This window comes from Salinimicrobium marinum, from assembly GCF_014651535.1.
Taxonomy (GTDB): domain Bacteria; phylum Bacteroidota; class Bacteroidia; order Flavobacteriales; family Flavobacteriaceae; genus Salinimicrobium; species Salinimicrobium marinum.
Map to the genome: position 1 here is coordinate 23,913 of NZ_BMXB01000011.1, position 16,030 is coordinate 39,942.

General features: G+C 40.2%; 13 protein-coding genes. 7 read left to right on the forward strand and 6 right to left on the reverse strand.

All coding sequences use genetic code 11. The annotated features are described in order from the left end of the window. Positions 1–296: 296 nt before the first annotated feature. Together mrdA and rodA are read left to right on the forward strand one after the other, a co-directional pair. A complete protein-coding gene (mrdA, locus tag IE056_RS12700; RefSeq protein ID WP_189605094.1) occupies positions 297–2,165 on the forward strand; it encodes a penicillin-binding protein 2 in 1,869 nt (622 codons plus the stop codon). A 2-nt stretch (positions 2,166–2,167) separates the two neighbouring features. After that, entirely contained in the window at positions 2,168–3,418 is a 1,251-nt protein-coding gene (rodA, locus tag IE056_RS12705; protein ID WP_189605095.1) for a rod shape-determining protein RodA, read from the forward strand. A 276-nt stretch (positions 3,419–3,694) separates the two neighbouring features. Here the strand turns inward: rodA and IE056_RS12710 are convergent, their stop codons facing one another. Next, positions 3,695–5,857, reverse strand: coding sequence for a carboxy terminal-processing peptidase (locus tag IE056_RS12710; protein ID WP_189605186.1), 2,163 nt, complete (start codon positions 5,855–5,857; stop codon positions 3,695–3,697). 146 nt (positions 5,858–6,003) lie between these two features. Between IE056_RS12710 and surE the strand changes: the two genes are divergently transcribed. Next, positions 6,004–6,786 (forward strand): 5'/3'-nucleotidase SurE, encoded by a 783-nt coding sequence (gene surE / locus IE056_RS12715; protein WP_189605096.1) that lies wholly within the window; start codon positions 6,004–6,006, stop codon positions 6,784–6,786. Here the strand turns inward: surE and IE056_RS18710 are convergent. Then, positions 6,760–7,038, reverse strand: coding sequence for a hypothetical protein (locus IE056_RS18710; RefSeq protein ID WP_189605097.1), 279 nt, complete (start codon positions 7,036–7,038; stop codon positions 6,760–6,762). The genes surE and IE056_RS18710 overlap by 27 nt on opposite strands. A gap of 23 nt (positions 7,039–7,061) precedes the next feature. On the opposite strand from IE056_RS18710, the gene lpxB reads away from it, so the two are divergent. From lpxB to IE056_RS18855, 4 genes are all read left to right on the forward strand, one after another. Beyond that, a complete protein-coding gene (gene lpxB, locus IE056_RS12725) occupies positions 7,062–8,195 on the forward strand; it encodes a lipid-A-disaccharide synthase (RefSeq protein ID WP_189605098.1) in 1,134 nt (377 codons plus the stop codon). Next, positions 8,185–8,685 (forward strand): C40 family peptidase, encoded by a 501-nt coding sequence (locus IE056_RS12730; protein WP_189605099.1) that lies wholly within the window; start codon positions 8,185–8,187, stop codon positions 8,683–8,685. Before lpxB ends, IE056_RS12730 begins: the two co-directional genes overlap by 11 nt. A 578-nt stretch (positions 8,686–9,263) precedes the next feature. After that, on the forward strand, positions 9,264–9,404 hold the full coding sequence (locus IE056_RS18805) for a ComEC/Rec2 family competence protein (RefSeq protein WP_189605100.1): 141 nt from the start codon (positions 9,264–9,266) through the stop codon (positions 9,402–9,404). Positions 9,405–9,541: 137 nt separating this feature from the next. Continuing rightward, the gene (locus IE056_RS18855) at positions 9,542–9,715 is read left to right on the forward strand and encodes a hypothetical protein (protein ID WP_505973598.1); all 174 of its coding nucleotides are present in this window, start codon (positions 9,542–9,544) and stop codon (positions 9,713–9,715) included. Here the strand turns inward: IE056_RS18855 and IE056_RS12740 are convergent. The 4 genes from IE056_RS12740 to IE056_RS12755 all read right to left on the reverse strand — a co-directional run bounded on the left by IE056_RS12740 (position 9,659) and on the right by IE056_RS12755 (position 15,873). Continuing rightward, complete coding sequence (locus tag IE056_RS12740; RefSeq protein ID WP_189605101.1) at positions 9,659–10,201, reverse strand: thioredoxin family protein; 543 nt, start codon at positions 10,199–10,201, stop codon at positions 9,659–9,661. The genes IE056_RS18855 and IE056_RS12740 overlap by 57 nt on opposite strands. Before the next feature lie 101 nt (positions 10,202–10,302). Then, positions 10,303–12,090, reverse strand: coding sequence for a peptide MFS transporter (locus tag IE056_RS12745; protein WP_189605102.1), 1,788 nt, complete (start codon positions 12,088–12,090; stop codon positions 10,303–10,305). Beyond that, complete coding sequence (locus IE056_RS12750; protein WP_189605103.1) at positions 12,090–13,688, reverse strand: peptide MFS transporter; 1,599 nt, start codon at positions 13,686–13,688, stop codon at positions 12,090–12,092. Before IE056_RS12750 ends, IE056_RS12745 begins: the two co-directional genes overlap by 1 nt. 19 nt (positions 13,689–13,707) lie before the next feature. Next, positions 13,708–15,873 carry a S9 family peptidase gene (locus tag IE056_RS12755; RefSeq protein WP_189605104.1) on the reverse strand — a complete coding sequence of 722 codons (2,166 nt, stop codon included), beginning with the start codon at positions 15,871–15,873 and terminating at the stop codon, positions 13,708–13,710. Between the last annotated feature and the right edge of the window lie 157 nt (positions 15,874–16,030).

Sequence of the window (16,030 nt, forward strand, 5' to 3'; positions counted from 1 at the left end):
AGCGGGGGAATAAATGCTGCGGCATGCCTGGTGGTAGCATACATTAGACCCGCAATTCTCAGGTTTTCTTTTGGAGTGAGTTACGACTATCAGACAATAAAGTTTTCAAGCACCCCGTTAGGTTCAAGGATAAGCTATATTGCTATCATAGTTTTTGTGCATCACCTAATATTATTTTCACTGGAGATCTTCAGTTTTGCACATTTGTTGCTGCTATTAAAGAAAACTTTGTATTCGGGCATATTCTCCGTAATACTAATATTTCTAAGCCTGGCATTATTCAGTAGAAAACCGAAATGAGGAAAATTTTATTATTTATTATTATTATCACCACCGGGTTACTTTTTATTGCCCGGGTTTTCTATCTCCAGATCATGGACACCTCCTTCGTGGGCCGATCAGAAAACAATGCGGTAAAAGTAGTTTATGATTATCCGCAGCGGGGATTTATTTATGACAGGAACGGGGAGCTACTGGTTTCCAATCAGCCTTCGTATGATGTCATGGTAATCCCGCGAAATGTAAAACCTTTCGACACTACAGAGTTCTGCTCTATTTTAAATATTACTCCCGAAAATCTTGCAAAACGACTGGATAAAGCAAAAATCTTTTCCCCAAGACTACCATCGGTAGTTGTACCTCAGCTCACCAAGAGCGAGTATGCCTATTTGCAGGAAAAAATGAGAAAGTATGAAGGTTTCTATATTCAGAAGCGCTCGCTTAGGGATTACCATACAGAAAACGGCTCAAATGTGCTGGGATTCATTTCTGAAGTAAACCAGAGAAAAGTAAATGAAGACCCTTATTATCTTTCAGGGGATTTGATAGGACTTCAGGGGATCGAAGGATATTATGAAGAATTACTCCGCGGGGTGAAGGGAGTAAAATATATTCAGAAAGACAGGTTCAACAAAGACATTGGTCCTTACAAAGATGGAATTTTCGACACCCTTCCGAAGAAAGGAAAAGATCTTACCATTACCATTGACGCAGAACTTCAAAAGTATGGAGAACTTTTGATGGAAAATAAACGCGGTGGAATCGTGGCTATAGAACCGGCTACAGGGGAAATCCTGGCCCTTATCACAGCTCCCAGTTATGACCCGGCAAGACTCGTGGGCAGGCAACGTTCAAAAAATTACACAGAGCTGTATTATGACTCCATAGCAAAGCCATTGTACGATCGGGGATTACTGGCAGAATATCCTCCGGGATCTCCATTCAAGACGATTAACGCGCTTATAGGCCTTCAGGAAGGAGTAGTGGATACAGATGATCGTTTCCACTGTAACCACGGATATTTCTATGGCCGCGGAAGAAGGCTCGGATGCCATGCACATGCCAGTCCGTTGGATATGGTACCAGGAATTGCCCAGTCCTGTAATGCTTATTTTGCCAATGTATACCGAAGGATCATTGAAAAATATCCTACTCCGCAGGAAGGAATGGAAGCCTGGTCAAATCATCTAAAGAGTTTCGGACTTGGAGACTATCTGGGATCTGATCTTTCCACCGGCCGCCCCGGAAAAGTACCTACGGCAGAATATTATAACAAGATCTATAATTATCCAACTTACAAATGGTATTCTACCGCTACTATCTCAAATGCCATTGGGCAGGGAGAGATCCTTACTACCCCAATACAGCTGGCTAACATGACAGCCATCATTGCCAATAAAGGCTGGTATTATACCCCCCATATTTTGAAGGAAGTAGAGGGAAAACCTATTAAAGAAAAACAATACACAGAAAAAAATTATACCACCATAGAACCCGAGCATTTTGGACCTGTAATAGAAGGAATGCACCAGGTTTATAAAAGTGGTACTGCATCTGCTTTAAGAATTCCAGACATTGAAATAGGCGGAAAAACCGGAACTGCAGAGAATTTTACTAGGATCAACGGTAAACGGATGCAACTTACAGATCATTCTATTTTTGTGGCTTTTGCACCTGTTGAAAATCCGAAAATTGCACTGGCCGTGTTTGTAGAAAACGGATATTGGGGTGGTCGTTACGCCGGTAGAATTGCAGGATTGATGATCGAAAAATATCTTAAAGGAGAGATCACCCGCACCGATATGGAAGACTGGATCCTTACTCACAGTCTTGAAGATGAATATGCAAAACCTCTTTCGGGAGAACCCTTTAAAATCAACCAGTAAAAATGTCGAAATCTATTTCCAATTTTGACTGGATCTCTATTGCCTTATATCTTTTACTGGTTGCCATAGGCTGGGTGAACATTTACTCTGCATCCCTTAGTGATGTTTCCACCTCTTTTTTTGATACTAGCCAGGTTTACGGAAAACAGCTAGTATGGATCATCCTGAGTATTTTCCTTATAATTTTGCTGTTATCAATTGAAGCAAAATTTTATGAACGTTTTGCCAGTGTTTTTTATGTGGTCTCGCTCATTTCGATCATAGGCCTCTTTTTCTTCGGAAAAACCATTAACGGCGCAACTTCCTGGTACCAAATTGGCGGCTTTACCCTTCAACCGGCAGAATTCGCAAAAGTGGCTACCGCTCTGGCCCTGGCAAAATATGTGAGTGACATACAAACTGATATCCGAAATTTAAACGGACAGTTCAAAGCCTTTATAATTATTATTTTGCCAGCCCTGATCATTCTACCGCAACCCGATGCAGGAAGCGCCCTAGTTTACTCCGCATTCTTTTTTCCGCTTTACAGGGAAGGCCTTTCGGGAGTTTATCTGGTGGTAGGGCTCTCTTCCATAGTAGTGTTTGTCTTAACCCTCTTATTTGGACCTCTGTGGATCTCTGTCGGTGTAATAGTACTCGCGCTGCTAGCTTATTTTCTTCAGAAGAAGAAGAAACCCGGCATGATCGCGTATATTGGAATAATAATTACGGCCATCGCCTTATCTTTTTCGGTAGATTACATATTCGAAAATATCTTTGAACAGCGTCACAGAGACCGGTTTAACATCGTTCTGGGCAAAGAAGTTGACAGCCGTGGAATTGGGTACAATACCAATCAAAGTGAAATAGCCATTGGAAGCGGCAGCTGGTTTGGTAAAGGCTGGACAGAGGGAACACAGACCAAAGGAAACTTTGTGCCCGAACAACACACAGATTATATTTTTAGCACCGTTGGCGAAGAATGGGGTTTTGTAGGCAGTAGTGTAGTTCTCATTTTATTTACCTTCCTGATGCTCCGGATCCTGTATTTGGCCGAAAGGCAGAAATCACAATTCAACCGCGTTTACGGTTACAGTGTAGCAGGGATTCTCTTTATACACTTTTTTGTAAATATTGGGATGGTTATAGGAGTACTGCCTACCGTGGGAATTCCGTTACCTTTTTTTAGTTACGGAGGTTCCAGTTTATGGGCTTTCACCATTCTTCTTTTCATTTTTATAAAGCTGGACAGCGAAAGAATGTCTTTCTGGTAAGCAAATTAATATTCTGCCTTCCTTAAGGCCCTCAGATAAATTACCTAAAATAATCCATTTACTTCAGAAATTTTATGCTGTTGATTCCTAACATGGGAATGGTTCTGTTGTCTCCTCTTTCGGACTTTCTATTAAATGGATCAGCCTCACAACATGAAGGTCTGAAATTAATATGATATAGTATTAGATTTCCTTAAAAAATTAAATTAAAGCACCAATATAAAACCCCTCTTGCCATTCAAGCAAGAGGGGCTTTTTATTAAACTATACCCAGGATTAATCCCGGATCTTTGCCATTTTTGAATTCTGAATGTTATTCATTTTCATATCTGCCAGTACATGAATCGCTTCTTCTACATAAACATCTCCCGTAAGGCTTTTATGCCATCTTTCTCTCTTCTCTGCAAGAACAGTATCAGTCTCAAACAAGGCCTCTTCATATGGAAGGGATCTGTAAGTGAGATCAGACTTATAATCTGAGATCTGGTCAAAACGCTTGGCCTGTTCCTCATCCTGTTCAAGCTTTTTACTGTAGGCTTCAAAATTTAACGGAAATGACTGTTCATCTCTTTGATCCCTGATCCATCTCGCATTTTCATCAATCAGTCTTAATTGCTCATTGTTGGCCATTCTTTGTTTACTGCTCCTAATAGTTTCTTCGAATCCAACATAATCATCCCAAACCTTGTAATTCGCAGCTTCAATTTGGTCCCAAGGCAGTGGATTTTCCTGATCTTTTTCTCCTATATCTATATAGCTATACCTGTCTGGCACCACAACATCACTTTTCACACCTTCCAGCTGAGTAGAACCGCCGTTCACTCTATAGAACTTCTGAGTGGTTACTTTTAAAGCACCAAGATCACCAAAATCACTGTTTCTAATCCATCTGTTAAGATCGATCACGTTCTGCACAGTTCCTTTTCCATACGTTTGTTTACTCCCTATTACAATGGCTCTTTTATAATCCTGCATTGCAGCGGCAAGAATTTCTGAAGCCGATGCTGATAATTCATTTACCAGGATCACAAGCGGACCATCCCATAATACCGAAGGATCTGTGTCTTTTAAAACTTCCTGACCTTCCATTTTGGATTTCACCTGAACAATAGGGCCTTCTTTGATAAACAATCCTGCGATATCGACTACTGTTTTCAACGAACCTCCTCCATTATTCCGAAGGTCAAGAACAAGACCTTCCATATCCTGCTCCTTCAACCTTATGATCTCCTGCTTAACATCGCTGGCAGCATTTCTTTCTGTATAATCTCCCATATCAAAATAGAACTTCGGAAGATTAATAATTCCGTATTTTCTACCCTCCTTCTCAACCATAGAGGTCTTGGCATAGGTTTCCTCCAACTCTACTACATCTCTAATAATATCAATATCTTCTATCGTACCGTCCACCTTTCTAACGGTAAGTGTCACTTTTGTCCCTTTTGGGCCTTTTATAAGACTTACAGCATCGTCTAAACGCATGCCTCCAACATTAACCGGTTCCCTTTCGTCCTGCTGCTTAACCTTCAGGATCTCATCACCTACTTCTACTTCATCTCCTCTCCATGCAGGGCCTCCTGAAATGATTTCAACGATTTTTATATTATCATTCTTCTTTTGAAGACGCGCTCCGATTCCTTCAAGTTTACCGGACATAGCCATATCAAATCGGTCTTTATCCTGCGGAGCAAAATAAAAAGTATGAGGATCAAATTCTTCTACAATGGCATTTACATACACAGAGAACCAATCTTTTCTCTCAAGATCTTCATTAAAATCATAATATTCTTCTAGGGAAGTTCTGGTAAGCTCTCTGGCTTCAGCTTCAAGTTCAGCATCGGTTTTTGGACTCCATTCAGCATCTTCTTCAGAAGCCTCATCTCCTTCTATGCCACCTTCAAGTCTTCTTTCCTGTTCTTCCTTTTTATCATAGAACGTTCCAAGAGCAGACAATTTTAATTGTTTTTTCCAACGCTCCCTCATCTCTTCCTTAGAACTAGCGTAAGGCCGGGAATCATAGTCGGTATCAAGCACTTCATCTTCAGTAAAATCAAAAGGAGTTTCAAGAATACCTTCATAGATCTCTTTTGTTTCTGCCATACGTTGTTGCAAACGCTCATGAGTAAGATCAAAAAAGGAGATATCCTTATTCAGAATTTGATCATCTATCTGATCTTCAAATTTTTCGAATTCCTCGATATCGCTGGCGTAAAAATATCTTTTAAGAGGATCCAGTGCTTCCAGATAATCCTTGTAAACTTCTTTGGAGAAAGAATCATCAATTTCCTTCGCATCATAATGCCCGTTTTGCAGCACATAAGTTATAAGCTCTATAAGGGTCTTATCCTTATTGGGATCATTAAAAGTTTTCGTGGTAAAACTACAGGAAGCGACTGCAAAAAGCAGTACCAGCACTAATATCTTGGAATTCCTCTTCATTAGGTTATATATTTTCATAATTAAATTCACCTTTAATACACTAAAAACTATGCCAAGGCTATGGATGAAACAATTTTTTTGTTAAACTACGAATTTAATGTTTCCTCAGGAAATTAATTTAATTTAGCAGCTATAAAAAACAATTTATGCCGAAGAAGAAACCGCTGATTTTAGTAACGAATGATGATGGTATTACCGCCCCTGGAATAAGAGCTTTAATTGAAGTAATGAAACAGCTGGGAGATGTGGTTGTGGTAGCACCCGACAGCCCCCAAAGTGGAATGGGACATGCAATTACTATAAGCAATACTTTGTTTTGCGACCCTGTAAAGGTCAAGGAAAACACGAAACATAAGGAATACAGTTGCTCCGGAACTCCTGCAGATTGTGTGAAAATTGCAACACAGGAAATCCTGCACCGAAAACCCGATCTTTGCGTTAGCGGAATTAACCACGGCTCAAATTCCTCTATTAACGTAATTTATTCGGGAACGATGAGTGCAGCTGTGGAAGCAGGTGTGGAAGGAATCCCCGCGATAGGTTTCTCCCTCCTGGATTATTCCCTTACCGCCGATTTTGAACCTACCAAGAAATTTGTAAAGATCATCACCAAAAACGTTCTTAAACACGGACTTCCAAAAGGCGTGGTTTTAAATGTGAACCTTCCAAAGCTTAAGGAATCTGAAATAAAAGGCATCAAAGTATGCCGGCAGGCTACCGCTCACTGGGAAGAAGAATTTGATAAACGCACCAATCCGCAGGGAAGGGATTATTACTGGCTCTCCGGTAAATTTGTAAGTGAAGATGAAGGTGAAGACAGTGATGAATATGCACTTTCTCAAGGTTATGTTTCTGTGGTGCCGGTACAATTCGATCTTACGGCGCATCATTTTATGCGCGACCTAAATAGCTGGAAGTTCAATGATTAAAAAAGAGATTTTTATCGGGTTTATTATAGGTATACTGGCAAACAGCATCGGCATCCTGTTGTATATCCTCCTCTTTTCAGATTTAGGAATTGAAGAAACTATCCGCGAAGCAATTAAAGGGGATTTTTTCGGAATTTTAATTGCAGCAGGAGCTATCCTTAATTTTGTTCCATTTTTCCTATTTATTAAAAAAGACAGGATATACAAGGCAAGAGGCGTTCTTATGGCATCTATTTTTGCAGCGCTTGTCATTGCTGTGTTCAAAATATTTTAGAATGAAATATTACATTATTGCAGGCGAAGCATCTGGCGACCTACACGCGTCCAATTTAATGAAAGCTCTCAAAAAGGTCGATCCAGAAGCAGAATTCCGGTTTTGGGGTGGTGACCTGATGGCGCAGGAAGGTGGAACTCCGGTTAAACACTACAGGGATCTTGCTTTTATGGGTTTTGCTGAAGTTATTTTAAACCTGCGCACCATTCTCGGAAATATTTCCTTTTGCAAAAAAGACATCAGCAGTTGGAATCCCGATGTGATCCTGTTTGTGGATTATCCGGGGTTCAATTTGAGGATTGCCAAATGGGCAAGAAAAAAAGGTTATAAAACTCATTTCTATATCTCCCCCCAAATCTGGGCCTGGAAAGAGAGCAGAATCAAAGATATCCAGCGAGATATCGATCAAATGTATGTGATCCTGCCTTTCGAGAAAGAATTTTATGAGCTAAAACACAAGTTTGATGTGCATTTTGTGGGACACCCTTTAATTGATGCCATTGCCAACAGACCCGCCATAGACATCGAAAAATTCCGGAAGGAAAATAATCTTGATGAACGGCCGGTGATCGCACTTCTTCCGGGAAGCCGGAAGCAGGAAATTTCGAAAATGCTGGAAATCATGCTGAGTGTAACCGAAAATTTCAGCGATTATCAATTCATCATTGCCGGTGCCCCGAGTCAAGAGCCGGAATTTTACCATCCTTTCATTAAGAAGAAAAATGTGCACCTGGTGATGAACAAGACGTATGATGTGCTGAGTCTTTCAACAGCAGCTCTGGTAACCTCAGGCACAGCAACCCTGGAAACCGCCTTATTAAAAGTTCCTGAAGTGGTTTGTTATAAAGGAAATTTTATTTCCTATGAAATTGCAAAACGTATCATCAATCTTGATTATATTTCGCTGGTGAACCTGATAATGGATCGGGAAGTGGTAAAGGAATTGATTCAGGCAGATTTCAACGAGAAAAATTTAAAAACCGAACTGACCAAAATCCTTTCCGAAGAACATCGAAAAAAGATGTTTTTAGATTACCACGAACTGGAAATGAAACTTGGTGGAACAGGTGCCAGTGAAAAAACAGCAAAATTAATTGTTGAAACCATCTCTGCAACTTCAAAAAATGAGGCTTAAAAATTTATTTTTAATACTAGTTACACTCTTGGTCCTCGCTTCCTGCGGAAGTTCGAAAAAGAGCATGCACCCTTCAGAAAGAGCGATCACGAGTAGTACAGATAATCCAGTAATGCTAAGGGTGAGTGAGAATGCAAAGGAATTTGTGGGAACAAAATACAAATACGGCGGCACCACTAAAAAAGGTATGGATTGCTCAGGGTTGATCTATACCGCTTTTACCGCAGAAGATATTCCATTCCCCCGCACCTCAAGGGATATGTCGCACCTTGGCTACCGGTTGAATTTAAAAGAAGTCAACGTAGGAGATCTTCTTTTTTTTGAAACCGACAAAAAGAAAAGGGTCATTAATCATGTGGGGCTGGTAGTGGATCGGGATCCAAATCAAATTTACTTCATCCACTCTACCACTTCCCGTGGAGTGATTATTTCCTCCCTTGAAGAAAATTACTGGCGAGAAAATTTTGTGATGGCGCGCCGGGTGGAATAAGTCCTTATCTAGGTTATCATTGGACTATGAATTCTATAAATACTGCATTATAAAAGTTGCCTTATTTTTTATTGCAGGAATTCTCGCAGGGGTTTTTCATTCATCTTCAGCTTACCACACTTTTTAGCATCTTTTTAATAGGTTTTGGGTTATTTCTCAGGAGCTTTTTGGAGAGCAAAAAGCTCTTTTTGCAGGATGTTTTCTTCAGAGTAACTACGCTGCTCCTATTCTTCCTTACCGGAATATTATCCACTCAGCTACATCTCCCACATTATTCCGACATTCTTTCTTCGGAACCTCATATTTAGATCACGCCGTTAATGATGGTTTCATTTCCGAAGAACCAAAGCCCGGTTTTTAATCCTATGGCTTCTAAACCGCTTATTTTCTCCGCTGGAAAGAAGAAAGAACGGCAGAGCTGTCAAAACTTTAAATCTCATCACACTCTTATAGCTTTTTGTGCTCCTTGCAGGGCTTTTTCCTTCTTTGCTGATAGGCAGTTGACATGTCTTCTTTTGTAGCCATAGGACTGCAGATAAAGCGCCGCACCAGCGTGAAAAATATGCTTTTAATGTTCCATGGTGGCACTGCTCCTGGTAAGGCCACAGTTCATTTTTGAAGTAGGCTTTCAATTGAGTTACCTGGCCGTGTTCTCGTTCGTCCTGCTGCAACCAATTTTTTTAAATTCAGACACCGAAAAACAAATATTTATGCAATAGAAGAAAACATGATGCTGATTAATGATACCGCAGCCATTTATTCCGTTGAAGATCTGCAGCCAGATTATGTGCTCCCCACCAACTCTGCGAAAATTAATACAAAAAGCTATTTTAAAAACCTTTAGCCTAAAGGCATTATTGCACATGGCAGTAACTATAGATTCTACCTACAACGCTGGGAAGAAACCTGTCGAAAGGAAAACATTCCTTTTCATGCCCCCGCCACCAGCGGTGCTTATGTCATAAAGTGGAATTTACTTTTTAAAAGTAGCTTTGAATTCTTTCTGATATTCTTTCCAGGCTTCATTTGAAGTAATTTCCTTGTAATCATCCTTAGCAAACAATTTCAAAAATACTTCCAACTGATTTGGAGTACGGTAACCCGGCATCATATTGAGTAACTCCCCTTTTTCGTCAAAAAAAGCCAGCGAAGGATATCCGGAAATTTTCATAGCAGTCGCAAAAGTATGCTGACTGTTCCTTCCCTTTTTATTGGGATCAAAATTAGGATTTTCAAAAGTGTGCTCCTTATATTCTATCACAGCATCACCCTCTGCATTAAACTTTACAGGGTAATAATTCTCATTGATATATTGAGCCACATCTTTATTTGAAAATGTGTTTTTATCAAGCATTTTACAAGGCCCGCACCAGGTGGTATAGGCATCCATAAAAATTTTCTTAGGTTCCTTCTTCTGAGCTTCCAGGGCTTCGTTCATGCTCATCCATTCGATTTTCTGTGCATGATTTAATCCGGTAAAAAATAAGAAGGTTAAAAAGATCAGGGTCTTATGCATAACTTCGTTTTCTCTCTATATTCAAATATGATTCCAAACTTTAACCAGGGATTTCATGTATAACGAAAAATCCTCCAAAATATTTTTCCTATAAAAAAAGGTTATTTTATGCCGTGCATTAACTTTTTCAGCAATGGATTAAGAAATGCTACCAGAATTCCGGCTCCCACAGGAATAAAAGTAAAGATTAAAAAGAAAGTGGAAAGATCATATTTTTCGGTTACTTCATTAATCATTCCTCCAAAGGAACCGGCAAGTTTATTTCCTATTGCAATAGCCAGATACCACATCCCAAACATAAACGCGATCATCCTGGCCGGAACCAATTTACTAACATAAGAAAGACCCAACGGAGACAAACAAAGCTCCCCAAGGGTATGAAATAAATACGCCAGTATAAGCCAGATCATGCTTACTTTCGCTCCTTCTGCAAGATCATTAGATCCAAATGCCAGTAATCCAAAACCAAAACCTAAAAGTATCAATCCGATGCTGTATTTCATAGCAGCCGACGGATTGTATTTACTTTCCCACCATTTTGAGAAGAAAGATGCAAATACAATGATAAAGAAGGAGTTTAAAATACTAAACCATGATACGGTTATCTCTGTAGCTTCAGAAGAAAATTCTCTTACCAGCATCCAAATGACTATGCCCCAGATAGAAGCAAAACAGATCGCAAGGACAATATTTGATCCCAACACCCTCCTATAAGTTTGTTTCCATAGCAGGAATAAAACCCACGTGATCACCATCAAAGGCACTACGGTTAACAATGCATTCACCACATTAAAAACCATCGCCGACGTCCCCAGAAGTTCCCTGTCTACAGAATCTCTCGCAAATACAATTAATGAGGAAGCTCCCTGTTCAAAAGCCATCCAGAAGAAAACTGTAAAAAATGCGAAAATTACTACTGCAATGAGCCTGTCCCTAACAACAGCAGGATACCTGGAAATTCTGGAAATTACCAGAAAAAGGAATAACACAAGTCCTACAATAGCTATCCCCAGAGGCCCCGAAAATGGTTCTCCCTGGAAGTCAAATGGCATGACAACCGGCAATAAATTTAAATCTGCTATTCGACTGATCGGATCATTGATTAAATAAATAAATCCAATTACAGAGGTAGCTACTACCAATATTTTATCCAGCAATGTAAAATGATTCGGCTTGTGGGAAGGAATACCTTTACTTTCCTCAAGCTGAATTTCTTTTCTCTCTTTTTCTTTATCTGGTACTCCTCCTATTTTTCCAAACAAGGGTTTCGCCAGCCAGAACTGTAGCGTACCAAAAAGCATGAAGATACCAGCCAGACCAAATCCCCAGCTCCATCCTACTCTTTCGGCAAGATAACCGCACAGCATCATTCCGAAGAAAGCACCTGCGTTTACCCCCATATAAAAAATGGTATATGCACCATCTTTTTTATCGGGTTTGCCTTCATACATTTCTGAAATGATAGATGTGATATTTGGCTTAAAAAATCCTGTCCCAATCACCAGCAAAGCAAGTCCGAAATAAAGGGAAAATTCTGTTTCCAGAGCCATGGAAGCATGTCCCAGGGTCATGATTGCGGCTCCAATAACTACTGCCCACCTATAGCCTATCCATTTATCAGCAATAAGTCCACCTGCGATAGGGGTAAGATATAAGAGTCCAGCATACGTACCAAATAATGCTCCAGCGTTCTCCATGGACCATCCCCAGCCGGGATTATCAACCCCCACAATGGCCATGGTCAGGAAATTAACCAAAAGCACGCGCATTCCATAGAAGGAAAAGCGTTCCCACATTTCGGTAAAAAACAGTACAAAAAGACCTGCGGGATGTCCTAAAACATTCGACTTAAAAAAGTCATTTTCTGCCGGTGATACTGCCGTAGCCATTATTTTCTTCTTCGCGTTTCTTCTTTTTCTATTACCTCTTCATCTCCAAGCTCAAAATTCTCCTGTTGCGGCAACTCTCTTTCGTTATCTTCGGCCCCGTGAGTAAGTCTCTTAAGAGGTTTCAGCATAAATAATACAATTGCTGCAAAGGTCACAGTGAAGATCGTAATTCCGAGAAAAATAGCGATGTCTCCCGCTTCGGAAGCAAAAGCTCCCAGTTCCCCGGCTACCTTATTACCAAGTCCTGTCGCTGCAAAATATACTCCCATCATCAAGGAAGCATATTTTACCGGAGCCAGTTTCGTAATAAAAGACAATGCTACCGGTGAAGAACATAATTCCCCAATAGTATGAAGCAGGTATGCCAATACCAGCCAGTACATTGCAGAAGCTCCCTGAGCTTCAAATTCAAGCGCGGCAAATACCATAAACACGAATCCAAGTCCCATAATGATCACACCTGTTGCCATTTTAAAGATAGAAGATGCTTCTTTACCTTTAAGTTTTCTCCTGGCCCAGAAGTTTGCCACGATCACCCCGAAAAGAATAATAAACAACGCGTTTAAAGATTGAAACCAGGATGCAGGCACTTCATTCCCAATCCCAAACGGAAGGTTAAAAGGAATGCTTCTGTTCGTTTTATCAAGTGCATAGATGTTCATAAGACCTCCGGCCTGTTCAAAAGCGCCCCAGAATACTATTACCAGTAAAAATGAAAGCAGCATTACAACGTATCTGTCTTTCATAATCTGACTTGTAAGATCCTTATACACCATCATCATCATCGCTACTACAAGTGTCAGGAATATGAATAATAAACCGTAAGCAATCCCCATAGTAAACATAGCCACAATAGAACCTGCAAATAAAGCCAGGGTAACAGCTAATTGTACTGGCGATTTGAAAAGATCTGCAAATAAACTTCCTAAAGAAGCTCCTTCATCCCTTTCTACTTTAGAAAGCAGGTTTCCTACATTGGTCAGGTACTTTTGTCCCCACATATATACGAGCAGACCAAGTGCCATAGCAATACCGGCCAAACCAAAGCCATAATGCCATCCATATACTTCACCCAGCGTTCCTACTATTAAACTGGAAAGAAAAGCTCCAAGGTTGATTCCAATATAAAATATCGTGAATCCTTTATCTCTTCTAATGTCACCTTCTTTGTAAAGACCACCTACCATGGTGGAAATATTTGGTTTTAACAATCCTACCCCGGCAATGATTAATCCGAGCCCCGAATAAAATGCCCACATTTCCTCCACCGCTAAAATTCCGTGGCCAAGAACGAGTATAATTCCGCCTATTAAGACTGCTTTTTTCTGGCCAAAGACTTTATCTGCGAGAATTCCACCGGGAATAGATACCACATACACAAGCATGGTATACCATCCATAAAGTGCAAGGGCCTCTGCCTGCGTCCAGCCAAGTCCGGCATTTCCATCGGTTGTTGCGCTAACCAGGTATAAAACCAGGATTGCTCGCATTCCATAGTAGGAAAATCGCTCCCACATTTCTGTGAAAAATAAAATGTATAAACCTACCGGATGCCCAAAAAGCTCCTTTTGATCTGGTGCTGGTGCTGTATTTGCCATTTATATTCTTTTTAAATTTTTATAGGTTTTCTTTGATGAAATTGGTCATTAAGGTATAAAGATGTAAACGGGTATTTCCGCCGTAGATCCCATGGTTTTTGTCTGGATAAATAGCCCAGTCAAATTGTTTGTTCGCCTGTACCAGTGCTTCAATCATCCTCATGGAATTCTGCACGTGTACATTATCATCTCCGGTTCCATGAACCAGCAAGTAAGCGCCTTTTAGTTTCTCCACATGATTAATGGGCGAATTCTCATCATAACCCGAAGGATTCTCCTGTGGAGTGGTCATATATCTTTCGGTATAAATAGAATCATAAAATCTCCAGCTGGTAACGGGAGCAACCGCAATGGCCATTTTAAAAGTGTCATTACCTTTTAGAATAGCATTGGAAGACATAAAGCCTCCGTAACTCCACCCCCAGATTCCTATTCTGTCTGCATCAATGTAAGATCGTTCTCCTAATTGTTTCGCCGACTGAATTATATCTTCTACTTCGTATTTTCCTAATTCTTTTTGGGTTACTTTTTTAAAATCGGCTCCTTTTAAACCTGTTCCTCTGGGGTCTACAGCAACGACAATGTAGCCTTCATTCGCAAGTAATTGAAACCAGTAATCATTGGTATTGTAAAAAGTATTGGCAACAGATTGAGATCCTGGACCGGAATACTGAAACATAAACAATGGATATTCTTTTGTCTCATCAAAATCTGATGGCCGGACCATCCACATATTCAGGTCATTCCCATTAACATTGATAGTAGAAAATTCTTTTGGAGAGAAACCATACTCCTCTACCTGTTGTGCCAAAGCAGCATTATCTTCTATTTCCCTAACCAGTTTTCCGTTTTTCGCCAGGTGCAGCGTGTATTGCGTTGGAGTAGTCGCATTGGTAAATGCATTGATGAAATAAGTGAAATCGGCACTAAAATCGGCACTGTTGTTTCCGGTTCCTTCGGTAAGGCGCTGCTTACTTCTCCCATTTGGACGAATGGAATAAACATCCCTGTTAATGCTTCCGTTTTCTGTACTTTGATAAAAAATCCTTTTGGAGCCAGGATCGTAGCCGTAGTAATTCGTTACTTCCCATTGACCCTCAGTAATCTGGTTTTTAAGTTTTCCCGATCTATTGTAGTGATAAATATGGTTCCAACCGTCCTGCTCACTGGTCCAGATAAAGCTGTTATCATCCAGGAAAGTCAGGTTATCGGTCACGTCCACATAAGCCTCATCCACTTCATTCAGGATAACATTTGCCTCCCGGTTGGTGGCATTTATAAAAATAAGGTTTAGGTTGTTTTGGTGTCTGTTCAAAGTCTGAACACTAAGCACATCGGATTCATTTGTCCACTGCAGCCTCGGAATATATTCATATTCTGCAAGCTGAACATCATTTGTTTCTCCTGAAGCTACGTCGTACAGATGCAGGGAAACATCTGAATTTGCTTCGCCAGCCTTTGGATATTTAAACCTGTTTTGTGTTTGATAAAGATCCTGACCGTAGATATCCATGGAAAATTCCGGTACTTCAGATTCATCAAACTTTAAAAATGCTATCTTATTCCCTGTCTTATTCCAGTCAAAGGCGCGTACGATAGAGAATTCCTCCTCATACACCCAGTCTGTAACACCATTGATGATCTCATTTTTCTTACCATCACTGGTCACCTGCGTCACATTTCCAGAGGTAAGATCTTTGATATAAATATTATTTTCAAAAACGTAAGCTACTTTGTCATTTCCGGGAGACAGGGTGGGCTCCTGAATCTGATCTTCGCTTATTTTCTGAACAGATTTTGACTGCACATCATAAACATAATAAATTCCGCGGGTGGAACGACGGAAAATAGATTCCAAATTTGTCGCCAGGATGATCTTGTTTTCATTCTCACTGAATTCAAATCCGCTGAAGTTTTCCACTTCCTGCAAATTAGCGCTATTCACCAATGTATTTGTTTTCTCCCCCGTTTTGTAGGAGTAAACATCTATGGTTGAATTCCCTGACTCCCGGTCACGGTTCAGAACGACATATTCAGTTCCGTTGTTAAGGGATTGAAGGGATTGAAGACGCTCCTGCCTAAAGGTGCCATCCCAGATTTCTTCTAATGTGATTTCTTTTTGTTGTGCAGTAATAACTGTACTTAGGGTAAGTAAAAAGGCAAAAAGCCTGTATGCTTTCTTCATTGTTTCCGTCGAATAAATTTTGATTGCCAAGTTTACTAAAAATTCGCCTAAAACAGGGCAACTATGGTGTTAAATCACAACGAGATGTTAAAATTTTAATCCCGAATTTCCCTCCTGTACATCCTAAATTACAAGCTTTCCAAAACTTACCGCAATA